The 25,153-nt window shown below is 71.9% G+C and carries 25 protein-coding genes and 2 tRNA genes; 5 read left to right on the top strand and 22 right to left on the bottom strand.

Annotated features, from left to right (window positions below):
* Window positions 1–10: 10 nt before the first annotated feature.
* Window positions 11–496 (bottom strand): pantetheine-phosphate adenylyltransferase, encoded by a 486-nt coding sequence (gene coaD, locus ACXKZB_RS11950; protein WP_123312272.1) that lies wholly within the window; start codon window positions 494–496, stop codon window positions 11–13.
* A gap of 43 nt (window positions 497–539) precedes the next feature.
* Window positions 540–2,768, bottom strand: a complete 2,229-nt coding sequence (locus ACXKZB_RS11955; RefSeq protein ID WP_488823260.1) for an ATP-dependent DNA helicase RecG — start codon at window positions 2,766–2,768, stop codon at window positions 540–542.
* An 86-nt stretch (window positions 2,769–2,854) separates the two neighbouring features.
* Here ACXKZB_RS11955 and ACXKZB_RS11960 point away from each other — a divergent pair, with 86 nt between their 5' ends.
* Window positions 2,855–3,418, top strand: coding sequence for an RsmD family RNA methyltransferase (locus tag ACXKZB_RS11960; protein WP_488823261.1), 564 nt, complete (start codon window positions 2,855–2,857; stop codon window positions 3,416–3,418).
* A 217-nt stretch (window positions 3,419–3,635) separates the two neighbouring features.
* Here ACXKZB_RS11960 and thiL read toward each other — a convergent pair whose 3' ends face one another.
* Window positions 3,636–4,625 (bottom strand): thiamine-phosphate kinase, encoded by a 990-nt coding sequence (gene thiL / locus ACXKZB_RS11965; RefSeq protein WP_488823262.1) that lies wholly within the window; start codon window positions 4,623–4,625, stop codon window positions 3,636–3,638.
* A gap of 24 nt (window positions 4,626–4,649) precedes the next feature.
* Here thiL and ACXKZB_RS11970 point away from each other — a divergent pair, with 24 nt between their 5' ends.
* Entirely contained in the window at window positions 4,650–5,135 is a 486-nt protein-coding gene (locus tag ACXKZB_RS11970) for a DUF3515 family protein (protein ID WP_488823263.1), read from the top strand.
* A 208-nt stretch (window positions 5,136–5,343) separates the two neighbouring features.
* On the opposite strand, the gene ACXKZB_RS11975 is transcribed toward ACXKZB_RS11970, so the two are convergent.
* From ACXKZB_RS11975 to leuC, 6 genes are all read right to left on the bottom strand, one after another.
* Window positions 5,344–6,453 (bottom strand): D-alanine--D-alanine ligase family protein, encoded by a 1,110-nt coding sequence (locus ACXKZB_RS11975; protein ID WP_488823264.1) that lies wholly within the window; start codon window positions 6,451–6,453, stop codon window positions 5,344–5,346.
* Between the two features lie 32 nt (window positions 6,454–6,485).
* A complete protein-coding gene (locus tag ACXKZB_RS11980; RefSeq protein WP_111086095.1) occupies window positions 6,486–7,499 on the bottom strand; it encodes an NAD(P)H-dependent glycerol-3-phosphate dehydrogenase in 1,014 nt (337 codons plus the stop codon).
* A 79-nt stretch (window positions 7,500–7,578) separates the two neighbouring features.
* A complete protein-coding gene (locus ACXKZB_RS11985; protein ID WP_488823265.1) occupies window positions 7,579–8,466 on the bottom strand; it encodes a lysophospholipid acyltransferase family protein in 888 nt (295 codons plus the stop codon).
* 5 nt (window positions 8,467–8,471) lie between these two features.
* Entirely contained in the window at window positions 8,472–9,839 is a 1,368-nt protein-coding gene (gene murA, locus ACXKZB_RS11990; RefSeq protein WP_123312269.1) for a UDP-N-acetylglucosamine 1-carboxyvinyltransferase, read from the bottom strand.
* The gene (leuD, locus tag ACXKZB_RS11995) at window positions 9,839–10,435 is read right to left on the bottom strand and encodes a 3-isopropylmalate dehydratase small subunit (RefSeq protein ID WP_488823266.1); all 597 of its coding nucleotides are present in this window, start codon (window positions 10,433–10,435) and stop codon (window positions 9,839–9,841) included. Before leuD ends, murA begins: the two co-directional genes overlap by 1 nt.
* Window positions 10,435–11,904 (bottom strand): 3-isopropylmalate dehydratase large subunit, encoded by a 1,470-nt coding sequence (gene leuC, locus ACXKZB_RS12000; RefSeq protein WP_488823267.1) that lies wholly within the window; start codon window positions 11,902–11,904, stop codon window positions 10,435–10,437. Before leuC ends, leuD begins: the two co-directional genes overlap by 1 nt.
* A gap of 193 nt (window positions 11,905–12,097) precedes the next feature.
* Here leuC and ACXKZB_RS12005 point away from each other — a divergent pair, with 193 nt between their 5' ends.
* Entirely contained in the window at window positions 12,098–13,165 is a 1,068-nt protein-coding gene (locus ACXKZB_RS12005; RefSeq protein WP_488823268.1) for an FUSC family protein, read from the top strand.
* A gap of 142 nt (window positions 13,166–13,307) precedes the next feature.
* Here the strand turns inward: ACXKZB_RS12005 and ACXKZB_RS12010 are convergent, their stop codons facing one another.
* From ACXKZB_RS12010 to ACXKZB_RS12065, 12 genes are all read right to left on the bottom strand, one after another.
* A complete protein-coding gene (locus ACXKZB_RS12010) occupies window positions 13,308–13,913 on the bottom strand; it encodes a histidine phosphatase family protein (RefSeq protein WP_488823269.1) in 606 nt (201 codons plus the stop codon).
* Entirely contained in the window at window positions 13,910–14,299 is a 390-nt protein-coding gene (gene crcB / locus ACXKZB_RS12015) for a fluoride efflux transporter CrcB (protein WP_488823270.1), read from the bottom strand. The genes ACXKZB_RS12010 and crcB overlap by 4 nt, the downstream gene beginning before the upstream one ends.
* Window positions 14,296–14,739: a fluoride efflux transporter FluC gene (locus ACXKZB_RS12020; protein WP_404561149.1), complete on the bottom strand. Its 444-nt coding sequence runs from the start codon at window positions 14,737–14,739 to the stop codon at window positions 14,296–14,298. The genes crcB and ACXKZB_RS12020 overlap by 4 nt, the downstream gene beginning before the upstream one ends.
* Window positions 14,740–14,875: 136 nt before the next feature.
* A complete protein-coding gene (locus tag ACXKZB_RS12025) occupies window positions 14,876–15,283 on the bottom strand; it encodes a RidA family protein (protein WP_488823271.1) in 408 nt (135 codons plus the stop codon).
* 66 nt (window positions 15,284–15,349) lie between these two features.
* Window positions 15,350–15,425: transfer RNA gene (locus ACXKZB_RS12030), tRNA-Glu, on the bottom strand.
* A 33-nt stretch (window positions 15,426–15,458) separates the two neighbouring features.
* Window positions 15,459–15,534, bottom strand: a tRNA-Glu gene (locus ACXKZB_RS12035).
* 372 nt (window positions 15,535–15,906) lie between these two features.
* Window positions 15,907–16,542: an MBL fold metallo-hydrolase gene (locus tag ACXKZB_RS12040; protein ID WP_488823272.1), complete on the bottom strand. Its 636-nt coding sequence runs from the start codon at window positions 16,540–16,542 to the stop codon at window positions 15,907–15,909.
* Window positions 16,543–16,668: 126 nt separating this feature from the next.
* A complete protein-coding gene (locus tag ACXKZB_RS12045) occupies window positions 16,669–17,691 on the bottom strand; it encodes a LacI family DNA-binding transcriptional regulator (RefSeq protein WP_488823273.1) in 1,023 nt (340 codons plus the stop codon).
* A gap of 21 nt (window positions 17,692–17,712) precedes the next feature.
* Window positions 17,713–18,171: a hypothetical protein gene (locus ACXKZB_RS12050; protein ID WP_488823274.1), complete on the bottom strand. Its 459-nt coding sequence runs from the start codon at window positions 18,169–18,171 to the stop codon at window positions 17,713–17,715.
* Window positions 18,172–18,176: 5 nt separating this feature from the next.
* Window positions 18,177–19,088, bottom strand: a complete 912-nt coding sequence (locus tag ACXKZB_RS12055; protein ID WP_488823275.1) for a carbohydrate ABC transporter permease — start codon at window positions 19,086–19,088, stop codon at window positions 18,177–18,179.
* Complete coding sequence (locus ACXKZB_RS12060; RefSeq protein ID WP_488823276.1) at window positions 19,085–20,110, bottom strand: carbohydrate ABC transporter permease; 1,026 nt, start codon at window positions 20,108–20,110, stop codon at window positions 19,085–19,087. Before ACXKZB_RS12060 ends, ACXKZB_RS12055 begins: the two co-directional genes overlap by 4 nt.
* A gap of 108 nt (window positions 20,111–20,218) precedes the next feature.
* Window positions 20,219–21,502 carry an ABC transporter substrate-binding protein gene (locus ACXKZB_RS12065; RefSeq protein ID WP_488823277.1) on the bottom strand — a complete coding sequence of 428 codons (1,284 nt, stop codon included), beginning with the start codon at window positions 21,500–21,502 and terminating at the stop codon, window positions 20,219–20,221.
* 295 nt (window positions 21,503–21,797) lie between these two features.
* On the opposite strand from ACXKZB_RS12065, the gene ACXKZB_RS12070 reads away from it, so the two are divergent.
* A complete protein-coding gene (locus ACXKZB_RS12070; protein WP_123312256.1) occupies window positions 21,798–23,117 on the top strand; it encodes a glycosyltransferase family 2 protein in 1,320 nt (439 codons plus the stop codon).
* Window positions 23,118–23,361: 244 nt separating this feature from the next.
* On the opposite strand, the gene ACXKZB_RS12075 is transcribed toward ACXKZB_RS12070, so the two are convergent.
* Window positions 23,362–24,654, bottom strand: coding sequence for a glycosyltransferase family 2 protein (locus tag ACXKZB_RS12075; RefSeq protein ID WP_488823278.1), 1,293 nt, complete (start codon window positions 24,652–24,654; stop codon window positions 23,362–23,364).
* Between the two features lie 182 nt (window positions 24,655–24,836).
* On the opposite strand from ACXKZB_RS12075, the gene ACXKZB_RS12080 reads away from it, so the two are divergent.
* Complete coding sequence (locus ACXKZB_RS12080) at window positions 24,837–25,061, top strand: hypothetical protein (protein ID WP_123312254.1); 225 nt, start codon at window positions 24,837–24,839, stop codon at window positions 25,059–25,061.
* The last annotated feature ends 92 nt before the right edge of the window (window positions 25,062–25,153 follow it).

Raw genomic sequence — 25,153 nt, forward strand, 5'->3', positions numbered from 1 at the left:
CCGGCTCGGCTCAGCGAGCGGCGAGGGCCGTGGCCACGGCCTTCGGGACGTAGGGGGTGACGTCGCCGCCGAGCGACGAGACCTGGCGGATGAGCGAGCTCGACACGTGGGAGCGCGAGGCGTCGGGCAGCAGGAACACGGTCTCGACGTCGGCGAGGTGCCGGTTCATGATGGCCATCGGGGTCTCGTACGCGACGTCCTCGCCGGACCGCACGCCCTTGACGAGCACCTTCGCCCCGACCTGCCGGCAGTAGTCGACGAGGAGCCCGGAGGTCCACTCCCCGACACGGACGGTACCCGGCGTGCCGACCTCGACCAGGGACTCCTCGATGAGGCGGACGCGGTCGACCGCCTCGAACATCGCGGGCTTCTTGTCCGGGTTGTGCACCACGAGCACGTGCACCTCGTCGAACAGCCCGGCAGCGCGGCCGATGACGTCGAGGTGCCCGAGCGTGACGGGGTCGAAGGAGCCGGGGACCACCGCGATCTGTGCCATGGCAGCGACGATACCGGTCCGGGCCGGGGCGTCCGGGCCCGGGTCAGTTCTTGCCGAGGAACGCCGCGTCGGACTCGTCGAGACGCCGCGCCAGGGCCTCGCGCAGGGCCGGGGACCCCTCGAGCTCGGGATCGGGCTCGAGGACCCGTTCGGCTTCGCCCCGGGCGTCCACGATGAGGTCGGCGTGCTCGACCACCCGGAGCAGGTTGAGCGAGGACCGCCCACCGGACTGTCGCTCGCCGAGCACGTCGCCCTCGCGCCGCAGCTCGAGGTCGACCCGTGCCAGCTCGAAGCCGTCGTCGGACGCGGACACCGCGTCGACGCGCTCGCGGGAGGTCGTCTCGAGCTCGGCGGTGGTGACGAGCAGGCAGACGCCCGCCCACTGCCCACGGCCGATGCGGCCGCGCAGCTGGTGCAGCTGGGAGACGCCGAAGCGATCGGCGTCGAGCACGGCCATCATCGCGGCGTTCGGCACGTCGACACCGACCTCGATGACGGTCGTCGCGACGAGGACGTCCAGGTCGCCGGCAGCGAAGGACGTCATCACGCGGTCCTTCTCCTCCGCCGTCATCCGGCCGTGCAGCACCGCGATCCGCCGGCCGTCGAGCACGGGCATCGTGCGCATCCGCTCGGCGGTGGCGAGCACGGTCGCCGGTGCGCGCTTCGGGGCGTCGTCCTCGGACTCGGCGGGCGCGGGCTCGCCGTCGTCCTCGGCGTGGGCGTCGTCGATGGCGGGGCAGACCACGAAGGCCTGGCGCCCCTTGTCGAGTTCCTCGGCCATCCGCGACCAGATGCGGGACTCCCACCCGGGGTGCTCCGCGAGCGGGACCGTGAAGGTCTCGACGCCGGCCCGGCCGGAGGGCAGCCCCGTGATCGTCGAGACGTCGAGGTCGCCGAACACCGTCATCGCGACGGTGCGTGGGATCGGGGTGGCGGTGAGCACCAGGACGTGCGGCGGGGTGGCGCCCTTGGTCCGGAGCGCCTCACGCTGCTCGACGCCGAAGCGGTGCTGCTCGTCGACCACCACGAGCCCGAGCTCCGCGAAGTCGACGCGGTCGCCGAGCAACGCGTGGGTGCCGACCACGAGCCGCGAACTGCCCGATGCGGCGGCGAGCAGGGCCCGCCGGCGTTCGTCGGTGGACTGTGACCCGGTCAGGATCACCGGACGGAGTTCGGCCGCGAGGTCCGGTCCGAGGAACTTCACGATGGACCGGAGGTGCTGCGCGGCAAGGACCTCGGTCGGGGCGATGAGGGCGGACTGCCCACCGGACTCGGCCACCGTGAGCATCGCGCGGATGGCCACGAGGGTCTTGCCGGAACCGACCTCGCCCTGCACCAGGCGGTGCATCGGCCACGTGCGGGCGATGTCGGTGTCGATCTCGGCACCGACGGCGCGCTGGTCGTCGGTCAGGGTGAACGGCAGGGTGGCGTCGAAGCGCTCGAGGATGCCGCCGGGGGCCGCCACCCGCGGGGTCGCCGCGGTGCGTCGGGCGCGGATCCGGCGCTGCACCAGGGCGGTCTGCAGCACGAACGCCTCGCGGTAGCGCAGGGCGTCCTGCGCGCGCTTGAAGTCGGCGACCTTCTCGGGGCGGTGGAGCAGTTCGAGCGCCCGGCGGAACGGGACGAGGTCGAGCCGGCTGCGCGCCGAGGCCGGCACCGGGTCGGGCAGGTCCGGCAGGGTGTCGAGGACGATGCCCATCGACTTCGCGATCTGCCACGAGGTGAGGGACGCCGTCGCCGGGTAGATCGGGATCGGCTGGCGCGACCACCGGATCGCCTCGTCCGAGCCGGGGTCGGCCGTGGCGCGGGGGTCGTCGGGGTCGAAGAGCTCGTAGTCCGGGTGGGCGAGCTGGCGGGCACCGCGGTAGTCGCTGACCTTGCCGGAGAAGATGCCGCGGGCGCCGGGCACGAGGTCCTTCGTGCGCCAGCCCTGGTTGAAGAACGTCAGGGTGAGCAGCCCCTTGCCGTCCCCGATCTTGGCTTCGAGGATCGATCCGCGCCGGGCACGCATCGTGCGTTCGCGGACGTCGACCACCTCGGCGACGATCGTGACCGGCTCGCCGATCGCCAGCGAGTCGAGCGCCGTCAGGGCCCCGCGCTCGGCGTAGCGACGGGGTGCGTGCTCGAGGAACTCACCCACCGTGCGGTGGCCGAAGGCCTTCTCGATCGCGGACGCGGTCCGACCACCGAGCACGTTCGCGAGCCGCGCGTCGAGGGGCGCCGGACCGAGGTCGGGCGCGGCCGGCGCAGCGGGGGTTCCGGTGGTGACCACGGACACCACGGTACCGGGCACGACCGACGTGCCACGTGCCTCCTGTCCGGCCTGTGGACAGCGCCACCGGCCGATACGGTGGCTGCATGACCCGCATCATCGCCGGCGCCGCCGGCAACACGACGCTCCGGGTGCCGAAGTCCGGCACCCGGCCGACGAGCGACCGGGTGCGCGAGGCACTGTTCTCGTCGCTCGAGGCCCGTGGGCTCGTCGACGACACGTCCGTCGCGGACCTCTACGCCGGCACCGGTGCCCTCGGGCTCGAAGCGGCGTCGCGCGGTGCGGTCGAGGTCGTGCTGGTCGACCGCGCGTCGGCGGCGGCGCAGGCGTGCCGGGCGAACGCGAAGGCCGTGCAGCAACGGATCCCCGGGGTGCGGATCGACGTGCAGCCGCAGCCCGTGCTCGGGTACCTGCGCGGGACGGTGCGCACGTTCGACCTGGTGTTCATCGACCCGCCGTACGACGTGACCGAGCAGGAGATCGCCGAGGTGCTCGAGACCCTGGTGCCGCGGTTGACCGCCGGTGCGGTGGTGGTCGTCGAGCGGAGCAAGCGCTCCCCCGAGCCGACGTGGCCCGCGGGGCTCGAGCCCTTCAGCAAGCGCAGCTACGGCGAGACCGTGGCGTGGGAGGCAGTGACCCCAGCGTCCTGAGCCGCGCCGGCGTGGGTGGGTGGGCGCGTTTCGCGACGATCCACGAGTCGATCGACGGGTGCCGTGTCGCAAGGTGCGCATGCATCGGATGCGTGCACATCTTCCGACAGGACACCAGGTGATCGACGCGCGTTCCGTCGACAGATGCGCGCGTACTGACCGGGAGGCCCGGCTCGGCTCCGCCACGTCGCGTCCGTCCGACGCCTGGCCGGGCGGGTCAGCCGGCGGCGCCGTCCCAGTCGGCGTAGGGGTCCCATCCGGTCGTCGGCACCGAGGCCCCGGCGCGGAGCAGGTCGGCGTCGCCGCGCTCCAGCACGACACCGACGCGGCGGAAGCCACCCGGCAGCGCAGCGTCGGCGGGGAAGGTCGCGAGCAGGCCGTGGTCCTCGCCGCCGTGCAGTGCGACCTCGTCGAGGTCGACCTCGAGCGACAGGGTCACCCTGCTCGCGCGGGCGAGTCGTCCGGCGTCGATCGCCAGGCCGTCGGACAGGTCGAGCATCGCGGTCGCCCCGGCCACAGCGGCACGGGGTCCGTCCGCGATCGGCGGCACCGGACGGCGCTGACGGTCGACGTCGGGATCGGCGTCCGCACCACTCGTCACCGTCGCGGCACGGTCCGGCTCACCCTTCGGATCGACGCCGTCGCGGAAGAGCCGTGCGAGACCGCGAGCGGCGCGGCCGAGCTCACCGGACACCGCCACGACGTCGCCCGCACGGGCACCCGACCGGAGCACCGGAGCGCGTCCGCCGAGGTCGCCGAACGCCGTCACCGCCACCGTGAACGTCGCCGAGGTGGACAGGTCGCCGCCGACCACGCCGCAGCCGGGTGCGAGGGCGTCGACGGCGAGGCGGAAGCCGTCCGCGATGCCCTCGAGCACCGCCACCGGGGTCTCCTGGGGCGCCGCGAGGGCGATCACGAGACCGCTCGGCGCCGCACCCATCGCCGCGACGTCCGACAGGTTCGTCGCGGCTGCCTTCCAGCCGACGTCCTCGGGCGAGGACCACGCCCACCGGAAGTCCGGGCCGTGCACCATCATGTCCGTCGTCACGACGAACCGGCCGTCCGGAGCAGCCACGACCGCGCAGTCGTCGCCGGGCCCCAGGATCGGCGACCCGGTCGGCAGGCGGCTCGTGATGCGGTCGAGGACGGCCAGTTCACCGAGCTCCCCCACGGTCGGTCCGGCCCAGGCGTCGTACGTCGCGTCCACACGAGAACGGTAGCCTGGACCGCGATGGACACCGCGCGCCGCACCCCTCGCACCCTCGCGATCGCGGGGGTCGTGATCGCCCTCGCCGCCGGGCTGACCGGGTGCACGAACGCCGTCGGCATGCGCGCGGCACCGTCAGCGAACGCAGCAGCCTGCGCGGCGGCGCAGGTGCGGTTGCCGGCGACCGTCGACTCCACCTACGACCTGCGGAACACCAACGCGCAGTCCACCGCGGCCTGGGGCGACCCCGAGGCCGCGCTGTACCACTGCGGCGTGGCCGTCCCGACGGTGTCCGACCTGCCCTGCTTCACGCTCGGCTCGGTCGACTGGATCCGCGACGACCGCGGGAAGCAGATCGTCTACACGACGTTCGGCCGGTCCCCCGCCGTGCAGGTGGTCGTCGACACGTCGAAGACCGGCAGCGCGGTGCTGCAGGACATCGCCACGGCGGTGTCGACGCTGCCGAGGGACGGCCACAAGTGCCTGGACCCGTCCGACGTGCAGGGCTGAGCCGAAGGCCGGCGCAGCGCCGACCAACCCGGTGCCTGGACCCGTCCGACGTGCAGGGCTGAGCCGAAGGCCGGCGCAGCGCCGACCAACCCGGTGCCTGGACCCGTCCGACGTGCAGGGCTGAGCCGAAGGCCGGCGCAGCGCCGACCAACCCGGTGCCTGGACCCGTCCGACGTGCAGGGCTGACGCGGGCCGACCCCGTCGGAGGTCAGCGGACCGCGGCGCGCCCCAGTTCGATGAGCTCGGTGACCAGCTCGCCGTAGGACACACCCGACGCCGCCCAGCAGCGCGGGTACATCGACAGCGGGGTGAACCCGGGCATGGTGTTGACCTCGTTGACGACGAAGTCGTCGTCGGTCAGGAAGCAGTCGACGCGGGCGAGCCCGGATCCGCCGATGGCCTCGAACGCGCGGGCACCGATCGACCGGATCTCGTCGGTCTGCGCCTCGGTGAGCGGCGCCGGGCACAGCAGCGACTCGTCGCCACCGAGGTACTTCGACGCGAAGTCGTAGAAGCCGTCCTCGGCCACGACGATCTCGCCCGGCAGGCTCGTGCGCGGCACGCCGTCGCGGCCCTCGAGCACGGCGACCTCGACCTCGCGACCGACGACGCGGGGTTCGATGATCACCTTGGAGTCGTGCTCGAACGCCAGGTCCATCGCGGCACCGAGCGCCTCGGGACCGTCGACGCGCGAGACGCCCATGCTCGAACCGGCGCGGGCGGGCTTCACGAACAGCGGCCAGCCGTGCGCCGCGACCGCCTCGGCGACGTCGACGGGGTCGGCCGCCCACTCACGCCGGAGCACGGTGGTCCACGGGGCCACCCGCAGACCGGCGTGCTCGAGGACGGCCTTCGCGACGTGCTTGTCCATCGCCAGGGCGCTCGCGAGCACGCCGTCACCGACGTACGGCAGACCGGCGATCTCGAGCAGGCCCTGGATCGTGCCGTCCTCGCCGAACGGGCCGTGCAGGATCGGGAACACCACGTCGACGGCGACGGTCGTGACCGAGCCGTCCGGGTGCGAGACGACGAGTTCGTTCGTCGCCGGCGAGGTCGGGAACGCCACGCGCGTGCCGTTGTCGGGCACGGTCGGCAGCGCGCCGTCGCGGATCGCCCACTGCGAGGGGTCGTCGGACTGCAGCGTGAACGCGCCGTCCTTCGTGATGCCGATCGGGACGATCTCGTACTCGGTGCGGTCGACGACGTCCATGATGCCTCCGGCGGTCACGCAGCTGATCTCGTGCTCGCTCGAGCGTCCGCCGAACAGGACGGCGACGGTGGTCGTGGGAACGTCGGTTCCCTCGGGGATCGTGGGCACGGGAGTCCCTTCGTGACTCGGTGCGGGACCGGTCACTCGCCCTGGGGCTCGTCGGTCTCGGTGAGGTGCGGCGCGATGTTGCGCGGATCGAGCCTACCGGCGAGGACCTCGCCGACCTGGCTGACGATGGGCATGTCGACGCCGTTCGCGGCGGCGAGCTCGAGGATCGGCGCGACGGACGCCAGGCCCTCGGCGGTCTGGTTCATCTGCCGGACGACCTCGTCGAAGCGGTACCCCTGCCCGAGCAGGCGCCCGGCGGTGTTGTTCCGGGACAGCGGCGACTGGCAGGTGGCGATGAGGTCGCCGAGGCCCGCGAGGCCGGACAGGGTCGACGGCTGCGCGCCGAGCGACACCGCGAACTCGGTCATCTCGGCGAGCCCGCGCGTGATGATCGACGCCTTGGTGTTCTCGCCGTACCCGACACCGTCGACGATGCCGATCGCCACGGCGATGAGGTTCTTCAGCACGCCGCCGAACTCGGTGCCGATGACGTCGGTGTTGATGAACGACCGGAAGTACGGGTTGGTCGCGACGGCGGCGACCGCGGTCGCGGTCTCCACGCTCGACGACGACACCACGGCGGCGGTCGGCTGCCGACGGGCGATCTCGAGCGCCAGGTTCGGCCCGCTCGCCACGGCGATGCGGTCCTGGTCGATGCCGAGCCCCTGGAGCAGGACCTCGCTCATCCGCAGGCCGGTGCTCTTCTCGACACCCTTCATCAGGCTGACCACGGGCACACCGGCCGGCAGGAGCTCGCGGATCGCGTCGAGGTTCGAGCGCAGGGTCTGCGACGGCACCGACACGTACACCTGGGTGGCGCCGTCGAGGACCTGCTCGAGCGACGTCGACGCGGTCAGGGTGCGGGGCAGGTTGATGCCGGGCAGGTAGTCGGAGTTCCGCTTCGTCTCGGTGATCTCGCGGGCGACCTCGGGCCGACGGGCCCACACCACGGTGGAGGCACCGCCCTCGGCGAGCACCTTCGCGAACGTGGTGCCCCAGCTGCCGGCGCCGATGACGGCGACACGGGGCTTGTCGGTCGACTGCATCACCACCCGGATCGCGGCGGTGTCGAAGGCCCCCGGCGCTGCTGCGACGGGGTCGGGACGATCGTCGTGCGGGCGGAGGTCACTCAAACCGGCCGGTCTCCTTCTGGTTGTTCGCCGCCGGGTCCCAGCGGGTGGTCGGGGCCTGCTCGCCGCGCAGCTGCTCGAGCAGGGCGGTGATGTGCTGCATGAGCACCTCGGTGGCCTCGACGAGCATCTGCTGGTCGATCGGCCGGCCGCGGTAGGCGGACAGGTCGACGGGGTCGCCGACGATGACGTCCACGCGCGAACGCGGGAACAGGCGGAGCTTGTTCGAGTACCGCGCCATGATGCCCTGCGTGCCCCAGTGGGCCATCGGGATCAGCGGCACGTCGTTCTCGAGCGCGATGCGGACGGCACCGGTCTTGCCCCGCATCGGCCACAGGTCGGGGTCGCGGGTGAGCGTGCCTTCGGGGTAGACGATGATCGCCCCGCCCTGTTCGATGAGCGAGCGACCGCCGCCGAGCGGATCGCTCAGCCGGGTGCGGCCGGAGCGCTCGACCGGGATCTGCCCCATGCCGGACATCAGCTTGCCGAACACGGGCACCTTGAACAACGACGCCTTCGCCAGGAACCGCGGCGCACGCCGGCTCAGGTACACGGCGGTGCCGACGACCAGCGGGTCGATGTTCGTGAAGTGGTTCGGCGCGAGCACGAACGCACCGTCCGCCGGCAGACGGTTGGGGCCGTACCAGTGGTAGTTCGACGAGAACCGGAACGTCGGGATCACGATCGAGGCCACGATGCGGAACGCGGGGTTGAGCTCCCCGCGCTTCCACCGCCGTCCACGCACCGGCAAGCCGGTCGCGACCTGCGTACCGGACGCACCCCGGGCCTCCAGGCCGTCGGCCGGACGCGACGGGCCGTCACCCGGACGCGACGGGCCGTCACCCGGACGCGACGGACCGTCACCCGGCTGCGGAACCGACACCGCGACTAACCCGCGAAGTCGAAGTCGGCGCCCAGCTTCCGCAGCTTCGGGATGAAGTGCTCGTAGCCGCGGCTGATGATGCCGACGTTCGTGATGTGGGACTCGCCGTCGGCGGTCAGCGCCGCGATGAGGTGGCTGAAGCCACCGCGCAGGTCGGGGACCCGGACGTTCGCCGCGTGCAGCGTGGTGGGGCCGGTGATGACGGCGGCCTGCTCGAACGGGCGACGGGCGACACGGCGGTCGTGCCCGGGCAGCCCCTCCTTGTGGACGACGATGTCGGCGCCCATCTCGTTGAGCGCGTCGGTGAAGCCGAAGCGGTTCTCGTACACGGTCTCGTGCACGATGCTCTGCCCCTCGGCCTGGGTCAGTGCCACGACGAGCGGCTGCTGCCAGTCGGTCATGAAGCCGGGGTGCACGTCGGTCTCGATGACGACGGGCTTGAGGGTGTCGCGCTCCCGGTAGAACCGGATGCCGTCCTCCTGCACGTCGAAGCCGCCGCCGACCTTGCGGAAGACGTTGAGGAACGTCATGAGCTCCTGCTGGTTCGCCCCCTCCACGAAGATGTCGCCGTCGGTGGCGAGCGCGGCGGAGGCCCAGCTGGCGGCCTCGTTGCGGTCGTTGATCGCACGGTGCGTGTACCCGCGGAGCGACTCGACGCCCTCGATGAAGATCACGCGGTTCGGCTCGACGGACACGATCGCGCCCATCTTCTGCAGGATCGCGATGAGGTCCATGATCTCGGGCTCGATCGCCGCGTTCCGCAGTTCCGTGACGCCGGTCGCCAGGACGGACGACAGCAGGACCTGCTCGGTCGCGCCGACACTCGGGTACGGCAGCTCGATGGACGCGCCCTTCAGCCCGTCCGGGGCCGTCAGGTGGATGCCGTTGACCTGCTTGTCGACGACCGCACCCATGGCGCGCAGCGCGTCGAGGTGGAAGTCGATCGGGCGGTCGCCGATGCGGCAGCCACCGAGGTCGGGGATGAACGCCTCGCCGAGCTTGTGCAGCAGCGGGCCGCAGAACAGGATCGGGATGCGGCTCGAGCCGGCGTGGGCGTCGATCTCGGCGAAGTGCGCCGACTCGACGTTGGACGGGTCGAGGATGAGTTCGCCTCGTGCAGGATCGGTGATGCGCACGCCGTGCACCTCGAGCAGGCCGCGCACGACCTTGACGTCGGAGATGTCCGGGACGTCCTTGAGGATCGACGGGGTGTCACCGAGCAGCGACGCCACCATGGCCTTGGTCGCGAGGTTCTTCGCCCCACGGACCTCGATGCGCCCCACGAGCGGCTTGCCCCCGCGGATGACGATCTCGTCCGACTTGAGGCCCACGCGCGCCCCTGCGGCTGCTGCGTCCTGTACGAGAGAGTTCACTACTTCACCGGCAATGTCTTCGGCCGCCAACTGGAGCGGCGGGATTCGAACTCCGTGATCGAGGTCTCGTCACGGAGGGTGAGCCCGATGTCGTCGAGCCCTTCCATCAACCGCCAACGAGTGTAAGCGTCGATCTCGAAGGGGACGTCCACATCCCCGAGCGACACGCGCTGCGCCACCAGGTCGACCGTCGCCTCGATCCCCGGGTTCGCCTCGATGGCGGCCCACAGGCGCTCGACTTCCGATTCGGTCACGATCGCGGTGACCAGGCCCTGCTTGCCCGCGTTGCCCTTGAAGATGTCCGCGAAGCGGGGTGAGACGACGACCGCGAAGCCGAAGTCGCGGAGCGCCCAGACCGCGTGCTCGCGCGACGAACCGGTGCCGAAGTCCGGGCCCGCCACGAGCACCTTCGCGCCCTGGTACTCGGGCTGGTTCAGCACGAACGCCGGGTCCTGCCGCCAGCCGGAGAACAGCGCGTCCTCGAAGCCGGTCTTCGTGACGCGCTTGAGGTAGACCGCGGGGATGATCTGGTCGGTGTCGACGTTGGACCGCTTGAGCGGGGCGGCGATGCCGGTGACGGTGGTGATCTTGTCCATCAGAAGGTCCCCTCGGTGGTCGTGCTGGTCGCGGCGGCGCTCGTCGCGTCGGCGATCTCGTCGTCCGTCGCCAGGTCCCACGGGCTGGACAGCGTGCCACGGATCGCGGTGGCGGCGGCGACGAGCGGCGACACCAGGTGGGTGCGGCCGCCCTTGCCCTGGCGCCCCTCGAAGTTGCGGTTCGAGGTGCTGGCGCAGCGCTCCCCCGGCGCGAGCTGGTCGGGGTTCATGCCGAGGCACATCGAGCACCCGGCGAACCGCCACTCGGCCCCGAACTCCTTGATCACGACGTCGAGCCCCTCGGCCTCGGCCTCGAGCCGCACGCGTGCGGACCCCGGCACGACCATGACGCGGACACCGGGGGCCTTCTCGCGCCCCTGGATGATCGACGCGAAGGCCCGCAGGTCCTCGATCCGCGAGTTCGTGCACGAGCCCATGAACACCGCGTCGACGGCGATGTCCTTCATCGGGGTGCCAGCGGCGATGTCCATGTACTCCAGCGCCCGCTGCGCCGCGGCCTGGTCGTTCGGGTCGCTGTAGCTCGCGGGGTCCGGCACGCGCTCGGACAGCGAGACGCCCTGACCGGGGTTGGTGCCCCAGGTGACGAAGGGCTCGAGCTCGTCGGCGTCGATGAAGACCTCGGCGTCGAAGACGGCGTCGTCGTCGGTCGCCAGGGTGTCCCAGTACGCGACGGCGTCGTCCCAGTCCTGACCGGTCGGCGCGTGGTCGCGGCCCTGCACGTAGTCGTAGGTGGTCTGGTCGGGGGCGACCATGCCGGCGCGGGCACCGGCCTCGATCGACATGTTGCAGATGGTCATCCGGCCCTCCATCGAGAGCGCGCGGATCGCGGAGCCGCGGTACTCGAGCACGTAGCCCTGTCCGCCGCCGGTCCCGATCTTCGCGATGACCGCCAGGATGATGTCCTTCGCGGTGACGCCCGGGCGCAGCGTTCCCTCGACCGTGATCGCCATCGTCTTGAAGGGCTTCAGCGGCAGGGTCTGCGTGGCCAGGACGTGCTCGACCTCGGAGGTGCCGATGCCGAACGCCATCGCCCCGAACGCGCCGTGGGTGCTCGTGTGCGAGTCGCCGCAGACGACCGTGATGCCGGGCATCGTCAGGCCGAGCTGCGGACCGACGACGTGCACGATGCCCTGCTCCTTGTCACCGAGCGAGTGCAGGCGGACGCCGAACTCCGCGCAGTTGCGGCGCAGGGTCTCGATCTGGGTGCGGCTCGTCGGGTCCGCGATCGGGCGGTCGATGGCGAGCGTCGGGGTGTTGTGGTCCTCGGTCGCGATCGTCAGGTCGAGGCGGCGCACGGGGCGACCGGCCTGGCGCAGACCGTCGAACGCCTGCGGACTCGTGACCTCGTGCACGAGGTGGAGGTCGATGTAGAGGAGGTCCGGCTTGCCGTCCTCGCCCTTGACCACGACGTGGTCGTCCCACACCTTCTCGGCGAGCGTCCTACCCATGAGCTCGACTCCCTCGTTCTCGTCGTCCGGCGCCGCTGGTGCGGCGCTGCGGTCACCGCTGACGCGGCGCGATCCGCCGACTCTACCAGGTTGGTATACCAACGCGGGCCGCGGTCGTCACGTGGTGCGGCGGTCGACCGGGAGGCCCGTGGCGACTCCCCGACACCCGTCGCGGTGGGAAGATGGTCGGGACATGACGACACCTGCGCACTCGACCCGGACGATCAACCTCGAGGGCGCAGCACGCGCAGCGATCGCAGGTGGCGCCCCCTTGGCACTGCTCATCGCCCTCGGGATGCCGGGCTACGCCGCGTTCGCGATGTTCGCCGGTTTCACCGCGATCTTCGGGGCGACCGAGCCGTACCGGCAACGGGCCGTGACCACCGGCGTGGCGGGAGCCCTGCAGACGCTGTGCATGTTCGCCGGCATCGGCGTCGCCCTGGTCGGCTCCCCGCTCTGGTTGCAGGCGACGGGGCTCGTCGTGGTGATCGTCGTCGCGGTCTGCACCCTGTCGACGCTCCGGACGATCCCCGCGCAGCCGATCTTCCCGGTGTTCGCGTTCGTGGTCTCCGCACTCGTGCCGTTGCGCCCTGCCGACGTCCCCCTCGTGGCCACCATCATCGTCTGCTCGGTCGTCTGGGCGTGGCTCGTCGCGATGTCCGGTTCCGTCCTGCGGCGGGTCCTGCACCCGCGCGCCCCGCACCGGTTCCGACCGCTCGCGCCCCGCAAGGAGCGCAGCCTCGGCGTCCTCCGCACGGCTGCGCTGTGGGAGACCGTGGCGCTCAACGTCGTGGGGTCGCTCGTCGCCGGAGCGGTGGCGTCGACCATCCCGTGGCTCGGGCACCCGTACTGGGCCGTCATCGCGGTGGTGTCGACCCTGCCTGCGCTCCGCCAGCGGCACACCGTGGTCCGGGCGTTCCAGCGCTTCATCGGCACGATCGGCGGCACCGTCATCGCCGTCGGGGTCCTGCTGCTCGAGCCGTCGGCGTGGTGGATCGTCGTCATCGCCGTCGTGGGGCAGTTCTTCGCGGAGATCTTCGTCGCCCGGAACTACGCCGTCTGCCTGCTGTTCCTGACCCCGCTCGCCCTCGCCGTGTCGTGGCTCAGCCTGCCCGAGGCGCCGGAGCTCCTCGCGCTCGACCGCGTCGCGCAGACCACCCTCGGCGCGCTCGTCAGCGTCGGGCTGCTGGTCGTGGGGCGCGCGATCGAGCGGCGGCGCGGCCGAGCCCTCGGCGCGACGAGCGCGATCCGGACCGTCTGACGCCTGGAGGCCCGAGGCGTGCGGGCGCCGCGCGCGGTCTGGTGCGAGCTTCCGTACTGGGTGTGGGGTCGCGTGGGTCGCACCGAGTGCGCAACCTCGCACGGTGCGAGGGGCGCCTCGCACGGTGCGAGGGGGCGTGCGGTCAGTCGCGGGGCTGGATGTTCCAGGCGTCGATGACCGGGCGGCCGTGCTCGTAGCCGAGGACGCTGACCGATGCGGTCCCGAGCTTCAGCACGGCACCATCCTGTGGCGCGAGCCGGATCCACGCTGCGCCGAGAGCCCGCAGCACGTGGCCGTGGGCGATGAAGACGGCGTCCTGCCCCTCGGCGAGCACCGGACGAGCGCGGTTCAGGATGCGCTCGACGCGGACCCGGACCTCGGCGGCGTTCTCGCCGGGCGTGTCACCGGCGGGTACTCCGTCGGTCCAGAGGTCCCACGGCCCGTGGCGCAGCACCTTGATCTGCGGGGTGGTGAGTCCCTCGTAGGCGCCGTAGTCCCACTCGTACAGGTCCTCGTCGAGCTCTGGGTCGACGCCGATCAGGTGCGCGGTGTCACGCGCACGCTGCAGCGGGCTCGACAGGGCCAGCGCGAACGAACGGTCGGCGAGGTACCGGCCCGCGCGCTTCGCCTGCTCGACACCGTGCTCCGTCAGCGGGATGTCGGTGCGGCCGGTGTGCTGCCCGCTCTTCGACCACTCCGTCTCTCCGTGACGGACGAGGACGAGTTCGCCGGGGCGTTCCGAGGTCATGAGTTCCTTCCGATCCAGAGGCCGAGCGCGGCTGCGCCGACCGAGACGACGAGCATCCCGAGGCCGTGCAGGACGGCGAGCCGGGGCTTGCCGGATCGGAGGAGCTGGACGGTCTCGACGCTCGCCGTCGAGAACGTCGTGTACCCACCCATCATGCCCGTCCCGAGCACCGCGACCGCCGGGAGCGGGATCGTCCCGGCCTGCCCGAGGCCGGTGAGCAGGCCCAGGACGAGAGAGCCGGTGACGTTGATCAGGACGGTCCCGAGCGGGAACCCGGCAGTCCGCGAGCGGGACGTGCGGGTCTTGACGAGTCCGTCGAACAGGAAGCGGAGCGCGGCACCGGCTCCCCCGCCGACGGCGACGAGCAGCAGGTCGAGCGGGTTCACGAGGCGCCTCCGTCGGGACCGGTCGACCGTGGTCGGAACCGCGCCGCGACCCACATGCCGAGCGCGACGGCGGCGAGCCCGAGGACGACCGACAGCAGCGCGTACCCGCTGCCCGCACCCCACCGACCGACGTCGAGCAGCTGCGCCGTGTCGTCGGCGAGGGTGCTGTACGTCGTGAACCCGCCGAGGACGCCCGTGCCGACGAAGAGCCGGAGCGAGCGGCGGCGTCCGACGTCGGGGCCGCGGTGCGCGAGGGCGTCGAGCAGGAACCCGAGGCAGCAGGCACCGACGACGTTGATCACGAGGATCACCCAGCTGATGCCGTCGTGCGCGGGGAACGCGTCGGCCAGCACGGCCCGGACGGCGGTGCCGATCGCCCCACCGAGCGCGACGAGGCCGAGGAAGCCCCAGCGGAGGTGCGGTGGTCGTTCGTCGGTCATGGTGCTCCTATCGCCGAGCACGCCGGATCGTCTCCGCGCGTGCGGTGTTCTCGGGATAGGGACCGTTGGCGGCTGGTGCGCGGTTGGGTCCGGCAGGCCCCACTGCCGGGTCTGACGACCCGATCAGCGTACCGCGTCAGTCGGCGACGGCGGCGATCGCTTCGACCTCGACGAGCTGGTCGTCGTAGCCGAGGACGGTCACGCCGAGCAGTGTGCTCGGCACGTCGTGGTCCCCCATCGCGGCGCGGACGACGTCCCAGGCAGCGACGAGGTCCTGCTGCTCGGTCGTCGCGACGAGCACCCGCGTCTTCACGAGGTCGTCGATCCCCGCGCCGGCGGCCGCGAGCGCGGTCCGCAGGTTCGCGACGCACTGCGCGGCCTGCCCGGCGACGTCCCCGACGGCGACCGTCCCGCCGTCCTCGTCGAGTGGACACGCCCCCGCCAGGAACACCAACCGTGTACCGGCGGGGACGGTTGCGGCGTAGGCGTACTCCGCGACGTCACTGAGGGCTGCGGACCGGATGAGCTGGACGGCGCTGGACACGGCCTCAGCCTGGCACACGACGACGAAACCCCCGGCGAGCCGGAGCTCGTCGGGGGTTTCGTGTGCTGGTGACCCCAGCGGGATTCGAACCCGCGTTACCGCCGTGAGAGGGCAGCGTACTAGGCCGCTATACGATGGGGCCGCGGCTGTTGTCGGACTCGGAGCATGTCACCTGTGGTGACCCCAGCGGGATTCGAACCCGCGTTACCGCCGTGAGAGGGCAGCGTACTAGGCCGCTATACGATGGGGCCGTTCCGACAACTCGACAAGTATTGCACAAGCCGCGCATCGCACCAAAACGAGGCGTGTCGCCCGGGTGTGCCGCCATGCCGCGCCCGGCATACGGCGCGCGGTGCACGTGCAGATTCCGACGGAACACCCGTCGATCGACGCGTGTCCTGTCGCAACATGCACATGCATCCGTTGCATGCGCATCGTCCGACGAAACACCCGTCGAACGACGAGCGTGCTGTCGCAACGTGCGCACGCATACGGCGCGCGGCCGTGGACGCGATCGCCCATCCGACGGGAGGCGCGGGGCGGGCCCGCCACGGGCCTCCCGTCCGACCGCGCGCACGTCCGGGGCCGCACGCCGTGCGCAGGAATCGTCGCGTCCGGCGCGGTCAGATGGTGAGCGACTCCCCCGGCCGCAGGATCTCGAGCGAACCGTGCGGGGCGAGCGCCTCGCGCAGCCGCCCGGTGTGCATGCCGTAGCCGATGTCGGAGAGCGTGGCCTCGTGGATCGGGTAGGCGCGGGCCGGGGCGAGCGCGGCGACGTAGTCCATCATCTCGGCGACCTTGAGCCACGGGGCGCCGACCGGCGCCGCGAGGATCTCGACCGGGACGCCCGGGTCGGTGTACGAGTCGCCGGGGTGGAAGAGCCTGCCGTTCACGAGCACGCCGGTGTTGTCGACGATCGGCACCGAGGAGTGGATGAGCTGGTGCCGCGTGCCGTGGAAGTCGAGCGCGAACGGGCCGACGGTGCGGTGGTCCCCGTCGGTCACGACCTCGACGGTGATGCCGGAGTCGGCGAGCGCTGCGCGGACACCCTCGGGGCCGAACACGACGGCGTCGGGGTTCCGGTCGAGGATCCGGTGCAGCTGCTCGGGCGTGACGTGGTCGGGGTGCTCGTGGGTGACGACGACCGCGACGACCCCGGTCGCGTCGACGGGGCGGGTGAAGTCGCCCGGGTCGAGCACCAGGCGGGCGTCGCCGTCCGACAGGATTTGGCAGGCGTGTTCGAGCTTTGTGACCTCCATGCGGGCGACGCTACCCGCGGCTGGCCGGGCGGGCTCGGGCCAGGGCCGACTCGGAACGACGTTCCCGTTGTCGTGCGACATCGGGGTCGTCGTTCCGAGTCGATCCCGCCCACGCCGCGCCACGCGTCACCCCGGCGGCGGCCCCGTCGTCGCCCGCACCACCAGGTGCGCCGGCGCCGCCGCGATCCCTCCGGCAGCGCCGCCCTCGACCTCGGCGAGCACGGCCCGCGCCGCTGCCCGTCCCTGCGCCTCCGGGTCCTGCGCCACGGTCGTCAGCCCAACGGTCGCGCCGTACTCGTGGCCGTCGATCCCGATCACGGAGACGTCGGCCGGCACCGACAGCCCGGCCTGCGCCGCAGCGAGGAGCACCCCGAGCGCCATCTCGTCCGAGGCGCACACCACGGCAGTCGGGCGATCGGACCCGGCACCGGCTGCAGCGTGCCCGCCGAACAGCGCGTTCCCCGCCGCCAGCCCACCGGCGAACGAGAACCGTCCGTCGAGCAGCCACCGGTCCGGCACCGCGTGTCCGGCCGCCCGCATCGCGTCGACGAACCCGTCCCGCCGCAGGTGCGGCACCGCGACGTTCATGCCGGCCTCGTCCTGCCCACCGACGTACGCGACCCGGCGGTGTCCGAGTCCGCACAGGTGGTCGACCGCAATCCGGGTGACGGCTCGGTCGTCGACCCCGATGTTGCGCAGGCCCGGTGCGGGTCCGCCGATGACGATCATCGGGTGCCGGGTGAGTTCGAGCTCGGCACGCTCGGTCGCGTCGAGCACCAGGGACAGCAGGACGAGGGCGTCGACGCGGTGCCGAAGCATCGACCGTCGGAACGCCCGGTCGCGGTCGCCGCCCGGCCCGCCCAGGTTGTAGAGCACGAGGTCGTACCCGGCCCGCCGGAGTTCGGCGTCGACGCCGCCGAGCGCCTTGACGTAGAACCACCGGTCGATCACCGGGACGACGACGCCGACGGCGCGCTGCCGCCCGGTGGCGAGGCCGGCCGCCGCCGAGCTCGGGACGTACCCGAGCTCTTCGGCGACCCGCCGGACCTCGTCGATCGTGGTCTCCGCCACGTTCTCCATCCCGCGCAGCGCCCGCGACACCGTGGACTTCGACAGTCCCGTGACGGTCGCGATCTCCTGGATCCCCATCGATGCGACCCGGGAGGCCCGTCAGCCGTCCGTACGGTGCGTCACGCCCGCCGGACGGTCGGCTGCAGTGCCGGGGATGCGGTGCGCGTCGGCTGCTGCGGTCCGGCGCGCCCGGTGCGGTGCACGACGACCGGCTGGTGCGAGCTCGTCCCACCCGCTGTGCTGGTGCACCGGCCCGTCCGCCGAGGGCCCTGGCCGACGACGGGTGTCGTCGCCGCGCGCAGCTCGGACCGGGGCGATGGCGGGCGTGGCACCGACACCGTCGACCTGGGCGTGCCGGCGGAGCACCCGCACCCGCCACCGGTCGAGCGCCACGACCCCGAGCACGCACACCAGCAGGGTGAGCGCCCACCCGAGTGCCGGACGACCGGTGACCTCGCAGAACACCGTCGCTCCGAGGAACAGGATGCCGAACATGCCGACGAAGCCGATCGCCTCTTCGATCCGGGCCGTGGGCCGGGTGGGTCCGCGCTGCGCCACGGTCGTCAGCCCTTCACGCCGCCGGCGGTGAGGCCGGCCACGATGCGTCGTTGGAAGATGAGCACGAGGACCACGAGCGGGATCGTGACGATCGTGCCCGCGGCCATGACCGCCGTGTACGGCTCCTGGTGCGGCTGCGACCCGGCGAACGAGGCGATCGCCACGGTCACGGGCTGCGTCGCGTCGCTCGAGAGCTGCGAGGAGATCAGGTACTCGTTCCAGCTCGAGATGAACGCCAGGATCGCCGTCGTGAACACCGCGGGGGCGGCGAGGGGCAGGATGATCCGCCGGAACGCCTGCACGCGGGTGCACCCGTCGATGCGCGCTGCTTCCTCGAGGTCCCACGGCATCTCGCGGAAGAAGCTCGCGAGCGTGTAGACCGTCAGCGGCAGCACGAACGAGATGCTCGGCAGGATGAGCGCCTGGTAGGTGCCCATCCACCCGATGTCCGTGAAGAGCTGGAACAGCGGGGAGATGAGCGCGACGCCCGGGAACATCGACGCCGCCAGGATCGCGCCGGCGATGAGGGACTTGCCGCCGAACTCGAGGCGGGCGAGGGCGTACGCCGCCGTGGTGCCGACGAGCAGGGCGATGATCGTCACGACGCCGCCGATGAGCAGGCTGTTGGCGAGCGCCCGCCCGAGGTGGTTGCCGAGCGACGTGGAGAACGCCGTCGCGTAGTTGTCGAGCGTGACGTGTGTCGGCCACGGGGTGGCGTCGAACGTGAACCCGACGTCGCGGAAGCTCGTCACCACCATCCAGTAGAACGGCAGGAGGCACCACACGGCGATGACGATCGCCTGCACGGCCGTGCGGATGCGGGGGCCGGTGTCGCGGCGGACCCGGACGTCGGCGCGGTCGACGGCGCGGTCGCGTGCTGCTGCGGTGGACCGGGGGCGGTCTGCTGCGAGGGTCACTTGAGTTCACCCTTCTGCTGGGCGGCCTGCGTCTGCACGACGTTGGCGCCGAGGAACCGGACGAAGACGAACGCCACGATGAAGATCACCAGGAAGGTGATGGTCGACAGTGCCGACGCGGAGTTGAAGCCCTGCCGGATCTGTTCGACGACGAGGATCGACAGGGTCGTGGTGGCGTTGCCGGAACCACCGCCGCCGCCGGTGAGGATCGCGGGCAGGTCGTACATGCGCAGCGCGTCGAGCACGCGGAACAGGATCGCGACCATCAGCGCGGGCTTGATCAGCGGGAGCGTGATGAGCACGAAGCGCTGGAAGGTCGACGCGCCGTCCATCTTGCCGGCCTCGTAGACCTCCTCCGGGATCAGCTGCAGCCCGGCAAGGATGAGCAGTGCCATGAACGGCGTGGTCTTCCACGTGTCGGCGATGATGACCGCCCACCGGGACGCCCACTCGCCGCTCGTCCACAGGATCTGCTGCCCGAGCACGTGGTTCAGGACACCGTTCGCGTCGAAGATGAAGTACCAGAGCTTCGCGGTGACGGCGGTGGGGATCGCCCACGGCACCAGGATCGCGGCACGGACGAGCGCGCGGCCCTTGAAGTTGCGGTTCATGATGATCGCCATCCACACGCCGATGGCCGTCTCGAACGCCACGGTGACGACCGTGAAGAAGAACGTGTTGCCCATCGACACCCAGAACTGGGAGCCGAGGCTGCCGGGCGGGCAGGTGACGTTGCCGCACTGCTGGCCGAGCCAGTGCGCGTAGTTCGTGATGCCGGCGAAACCGCCTTCCACGAACAGCTGCGTGGTCTTGTCGAGGCCCTGGTCGAGCTGGAACGACTGGATGATCGCGCTGACGACCGGGTAGCCGATGACGATCGCGAGGAGCAGGATCGTCGGGCCGATGAGGTACACGGCCCACCGGCCGTGCTCGGCGTTGAGTCCGCCCTTGCGCCGTTGGCGCTTCGGTTCCGTGCCCGTCGGGCCCGGGATGGCTGCGGGGATCTCGGTTGCTGCTGACACGTGTCGGCCTCCTTGCCGGGGGTGTCGGAACGCAAGTAGGGGCGGACTGGAGGCACGTGCCGGGATGGCACCGTGCCTCCAGTCCGATGCGGCGTACGCCGCGTGTCGCTAGCTGCTGGTCGCCGACGTGAGGGCGTCCTGCATGTCCTTCAGGGCTTCGTCGACCGACTTCGATCCCTTGAGCGCCGCGTAGGTGTTGTCCTGGATCGCCTTCGTCACCGCCGGGTAGAACGGCGTGACCGGACGCGGCTCCGCCGACTCGATCGACTTGAGCAGCGTCGGCAGGTACGGCAGCTTCGCCGTCAGCTCGGAGTCGGTGTAGAGGTCACCGACGACCGGGGCGAGCGACCCCTGCGTCGCGAAGAACTTCTGCGTGTCGTTCGAGATGAGGAACTCGAGGAAGTCGTGCGCCGTCGCCTTGTGCTTCGAGTACACGCTGATCGCCGCGTTGTGCCCGCCGAGCGTCGAGGCACCGACGCCGTCCGCACCCGGGATGGGGGCGACGCCGAAGGTGTCCTTGACCTTGCTCGAACCGTCGGTCTTCGCCAGGTTGTAGACGTACGGCCAGTTGCGCAGGAACAGCAGCTTGCCGGCTTCGAACGCGGTGCGGCCCTGCTCCTCCTGGTACGTGATCGCCTCGGCCGGGATGTTCCCGTCCTTGAACGCGTCGACCAGGTTCTGCAGGCCGGCCTTGGCGTCGGCGGTGTCGACGTCCGGGTCCCCGCTCTTGCCGAGCACCGAACCGCCGGAGCCGTTGATGGCCTCGGAGGCGTTCACCGTCAGGCCCTCGTACTTCGCGAACTGCCCGGCGTAGCAGCCGATGCCCTTGTCCTTCGCGATCTGGCAGTCGTCCATCATGTCGCTCCACGTCGTCGGGGGCGTCTTGACGAGGTCCTTGCGGTAGTAGAGCAGCGCGCCGTCCGAGGTCTGCGGGGCGGCGTAGAGGGTGTCGTTGTAGGTCGCGGTCTTCACCGTGGCCGGCAGGAGCTTCGAGGTGTCGATCTCCATGTCACCGGTCAGCGGCGTCAGCCAGCTCTTCGCGGCGAACTCGGCGGTCCAGACGACGTCCACGTCGACGACGTCGTAGTTCGCGTCCTTGGCCTGGAAGTGCTGCACGAGGTCGTCGTGCTGCTGGTCGGCCTGGTCGGACTGCTCCTTGAAGGTGACCTTCTCGTCGGGGTGGGCCTTGTTCCACTTCGCGATCAGCGGGCGGACCACGTTCGAGTTGTCCTTGCCCTGCACGTACGTGATGGGTCCGCGGCTGTCCTGGCCGCTCTTGGCGTCGTCCGAACCGGCGCCGGAGCTCCCGCTCGAGCAGCCGGTGAGCACGAGGCCGATGACGGCGACCCCGGCAACGGATGCGAACCGCACCCTGGAGCGTGTTGTCTTCACAGCGTTGTCTCCTCATTGAGATCACCAGGGGGCATCGATCGGGTTCGACGACACTGCCCTGGAGCAGGCGCCGCTGCCTGCTGGTGGAGGAAGCTACGCCCGCCCTCGGGGTTCCGCAACCGGTTGCATCGGTTCCGTGACCTGAGCGTGACCTTGGAAGTCCCGGAGACTTCCTGGGTGAGCGCTCACCCTCGTTCGAGGGGCCCCTGCACGCCACTGCGGAACTCCGCATGAACCCCGCCACTGGGGACCCGCGCCGTTGTCCGTGCCGACGGCTCCACGTAGCGTCCACGACATGGCCACCCTCCACACCGCCGACACCGTGCCCGCACCGCGCCGTGTCATCGGCGTCGACCTCGACGCCCCGCTCCCCCGCCTCGTCGCCGACGAGACCGGCGAGTCCGCCATGGTGATCGGCTACCGCGGCGGCCACCCCACCGGCACCCTCGACGTCCGGCTCACCGACGACCCGGCCGACGCGGCCCGCGCCCTCGAGGCGTTGCAGGAGACCGTCCTGGCCGACGTCCCCGCGGTGTCGGACGACGACCTGCCGACCATCTCGGTCGTCGTCTCCACCGTCGTCGACCGCGTCGAGGACCTCGGCAAGCTGCTCGACGTCCTCGAGCACCTCGACTACCCGCGGCACGAGGTCATCCTCGTCGACAACCGCGTCCGCGTCCCCGCCGGCGACGCCCTGCCCGCGATGCTCGCCGGGCGGAACGTCCGCCTGGTCGAGGAGCGCCGCCCCGGCCTGTCCGCCGGCCGGAACGCCGGCGTCGCCGCCGCGACCGGCGACGTCATCGCCTTCACCGACGACGACGTCCGCGTCGACCCGCAGTGGCTCCGCGCCATCGGGTCCCGGTTCGTCAGCGAGCCCGGCCTCGACGCCGTCACCGGCGTGATCCTGCCGAGCGAGCTCACCACCCCGGCGCAGATCTGGTACGAGGCGTACTACGGCGGGTTCAGCGCCGAGCGCACCTTCTCGCCCGTCACGATCGTCCCCGACGACGTCCAGGGCACCATGCGGCACGCCCGCGTCACCGCAGTCACCCCGTCCGGCGAGGTCCTCAAGCACTTCGCCGTCTACGGCATCGGCGCGTACGGCGCCGGCGCGAACATGGCCTACCGCCGCACCCTGATCGAGGCCGTCGGCGGCTTCGACCACACCCTCGGCGCCGGCTCCCCGGCCCGCGGCGGCGAGGACCTGGCGATGTTCATCGAGACGCTGTGGCGCGGCGGGAAGATCGGCTTCGAGCCGCGCGCGGTCGTGCACCACCGGCACCGCCAGACCATCGAGGACCTGCACAAGCAGCTGCACGGCAACGGCGTCGGGTTCACCGCGCTGATGTTCGCGCTCGCCGCGAAGGACAAGCGGCACGTCGCCGTCCTGGCCCGCCTGATGCCGCTCGCCGCGAAGGTCAAGTCGAAGCAGATGCTGTCCCGCCTGGCCGGGCGCCGCGATGCCGCGACCGAGGTCACCAACGACGCCTCGACCACGCGCATCCCGAAGACCCTGGCGTACCACGAGCTGCGCGGGTTCCCCGCCGGCCCGGCCGCCTGGTTCCGCAGCCGACGCCGCTGGCGCGACGTCGAGGCCGGCCGCTTCCGGCCGTAGACGCACCACCCGACGGACGGGAGGCCCGTGGCAGCGTCGCCACGGGCCTCCCGTCCGTCCGTTGTCGGGTCCGACCGACGCGGTACGACACGCGCGTTGTCGTACGACGTCGAGGATGTCGCCGCCATGCGCCCGCAACCGTTGCGCACGCAACGAGCGACAAGACACGTGTCGTACGACGACCGTCTTGTCGCAAACCGGGTGCAGCGCCCCGCCCGCCGCGCCCAGCGCGCCCGCCCGCACCTCAGCGCGCGGTCAGCCGCCCGGCCACGTACCGCCACGGCCCGCCCAGCGCGGCCGTCAGCTCGGCGCGCTTGAGCCCGCGCGTCGCCTCGGTGAACTCGGCGTCGACGGGCCAGCCGCCGCTCGCGTCGACGGGGCGCTCGTCGGCACCCTGCCCGAGCGCGCCGAGCCGCCGGAGCGCCCCGACCGCACGCCGCAGCACCGCGAAGGCGGTCGACGGACGCAGCACGAGCTTCGTGACCCAGGCGCCGAGCCCGGTGCCGTAGCCGATCGCCTGCGAGCGCAACGCGGCACGGTCCTTGCGGTGCTCGTGCCAGACGACGGCCGAGGGCTCGACGGCGAGCGCCCCGCCGGCGAGCAGCACGCGGGTGAACAGGTCCGGGTCCTCACCGGCGCGGGCACGGGTGCCGGGGCCGAGTGCGACGTCGAAGCCACCGAACTGCCGGACGGCGTCGCGCCGCACGGACATGTTCGCGCCGGTGCCGAACGCACCGACCGTGAACGGGAACAGGGGCTCGTCGACGGGCGGTGCTGCGGTGCGGTACACCCGGCGTTCGAGGTTCCGCGCCCAGGTCACCCGCTCGTCGAAGAAGCGCTGCGTGGGGGTCCGCAGCTCGCCGCTCGGGACGAGTCCGGTGACGCACCAGACGTCGGCGTCGCGCTCGTAGGCGGCGGCGATGGCGGCCATCCAGTGGCGGTCGACGACGACGTCGTCGTCGATGAAGGCGACGATGCCGCCGGTGGCGAGGGCGAGTCCGGCGTTGCGGGCCCGGGAGACGCCGGCGCGTGCTTCGAGGACGTAGTGGACGCGCGGGTCGTCGATCGCCGCGACGACGTCGCGCGTGCCGCTGGTGACGGGCGCGTTGTCGACGACGAACAGCTCGAAGTCGTCGTACGCGGAGTCGAGGACGGAGCGCACGGCGCGGGCGAGCGCCACGGGGCGCTCGCGGGTCCCGATGACGACGGAGACGCGTGCGCCGTCCGCGGGGGCGTCGACCGGGAGGCCCGGTGCGGGCAACCGACGCAGGGCCGGTCCCAGCTCGGCCGGGTCCACTACCCCGCGTTCGTCGACGCGCACGTCGACGAACCCGGCGACGTCGCGGCCGTCGCGCACCATGAGGCGGGCGCGGCGGAAGCCGTCGGCGCCGGCGAGGCGCACGGTGCCGGCGGCGAGCGCCGCGGACCGGTCGACGGCGCCGACCCATGCAGCTCCGGCCCAGGTGGGGGCGTCGGGCGAGGGCATCGCCGGGTCGAGTGTGAGGGCTCGTTCCGCGGTGGTGGTCTGGTCGGTCATGGTCGTCCCGTCGGGCCGGTCTGGTCGGGTGGACGTGGCAATGGTCCGCGCGCGTCGACAGGGGGTCAACCGCGATGCTCGGAGGATGCGGGGAGGCTGCGGTTTGCCGCCACTAGACTCGCGGGAGACGCCGGTCGACCCGCCGGTGCGACCCCGGTCCCCGCCGGACACGAGGAGGACGCATGCCGCTGGCCCGCACGATGGACCGGCTCGGCCTGACCAGGCGTCCACGCCCGACGCTGCGACTGGTGCCGGACCCCGACGCGTCCGATCTCGTGGTGGTGCACCTCGACGCCGACGACGCCGCGTGCGGCACCTGCGGGCACGCCCAGGCGGCGCACGAGCACTACCGTCCGGGCACGGACTGCGCGCTCTGCGACTGCCCGAAGTTCCGCCGCGCCCGCTGACCCGATCCCCCTCGATCGGGGGGCTCCTGCGGGAAACCGCCGTTCCCCCGCAGGTGGTCCCGACCGCCCTTGTCGGTGTTCGTGGGCCCGCT

This window comes from Curtobacterium sp. ABR8, assembly GCF_057812125.1.

Coding starts and splice junctions, on each gene's coding strand:
- coaD (WP_123312272.1), bottom strand. CDS start 496: ATGGCACAGATCGCGGTGGTCCCCGGCTCCTTCGACCCCGTCACGCTC.
- ACXKZB_RS11960 (WP_488823261.1), top strand. CDS start 2,855: ATGACCCGCATCATCGCCGGCGCCGCCGGCAACACGACGCTCCGGGTG.
- ACXKZB_RS11970 (WP_488823263.1), top strand. CDS start 4,650: ATGGACACCGCGCGCCGCACCCCTCGCACCCTCGCGATCGCGGGGGTC.
- ACXKZB_RS11980 (WP_111086095.1), bottom strand. CDS start 7,499: ATGCAGTCGACCGACAAGCCCCGTGTCGCCGTCATCGGCGCCGGCAGC.
- leuD (WP_488823266.1), bottom strand. CDS start 10,435: ATGGACAAGATCACCACCGTCACCGGCATCGCCGCCCCGCTCAAGCGG.
- leuC (WP_488823267.1), bottom strand. CDS start 11,904: ATGGGTAGGACGCTCGCCGAGAAGGTGTGGGACGACCACGTCGTGGTC.
- ACXKZB_RS12005 (WP_488823268.1), top strand. CDS start 12,098: ATGACGACACCTGCGCACTCGACCCGGACGATCAACCTCGAGGGCGCA.
- ACXKZB_RS12010 (WP_488823269.1), bottom strand. CDS start 13,913: ATGACCTCGGAACGCCCCGGCGAACTCGTCCTCGTCCGTCACGGAGAG.
- ACXKZB_RS12020 (WP_404561149.1), bottom strand. CDS start 14,739: ATGACCGACGAACGACCACCGCACCTCCGCTGGGGCTTCCTCGGCCTC.
- ACXKZB_RS12040 (WP_488823272.1), bottom strand. CDS start 16,542: ATGGAGGTCACAAAGCTCGAACACGCCTGCCAAATCCTGTCGGACGGC.
- ACXKZB_RS12045 (WP_488823273.1), bottom strand. CDS start 17,691: ATGGGGATCCAGGAGATCGCGACCGTCACGGGACTGTCGAAGTCCACG.
- ACXKZB_RS12070 (WP_123312256.1), top strand. CDS start 21,798: ATGGCCACCCTCCACACCGCCGACACCGTGCCCGCACCGCGCCGTGTC.
- ACXKZB_RS12075 (WP_488823278.1), bottom strand. CDS start 24,654: ATGACCGACCAGACCACCACCGCGGAACGAGCCCTCACACTCGACCCG.
- ACXKZB_RS12080 (WP_123312254.1), top strand. CDS start 24,837: ATGCCGCTGGCCCGCACGATGGACCGGCTCGGCCTGACCAGGCGTCCA.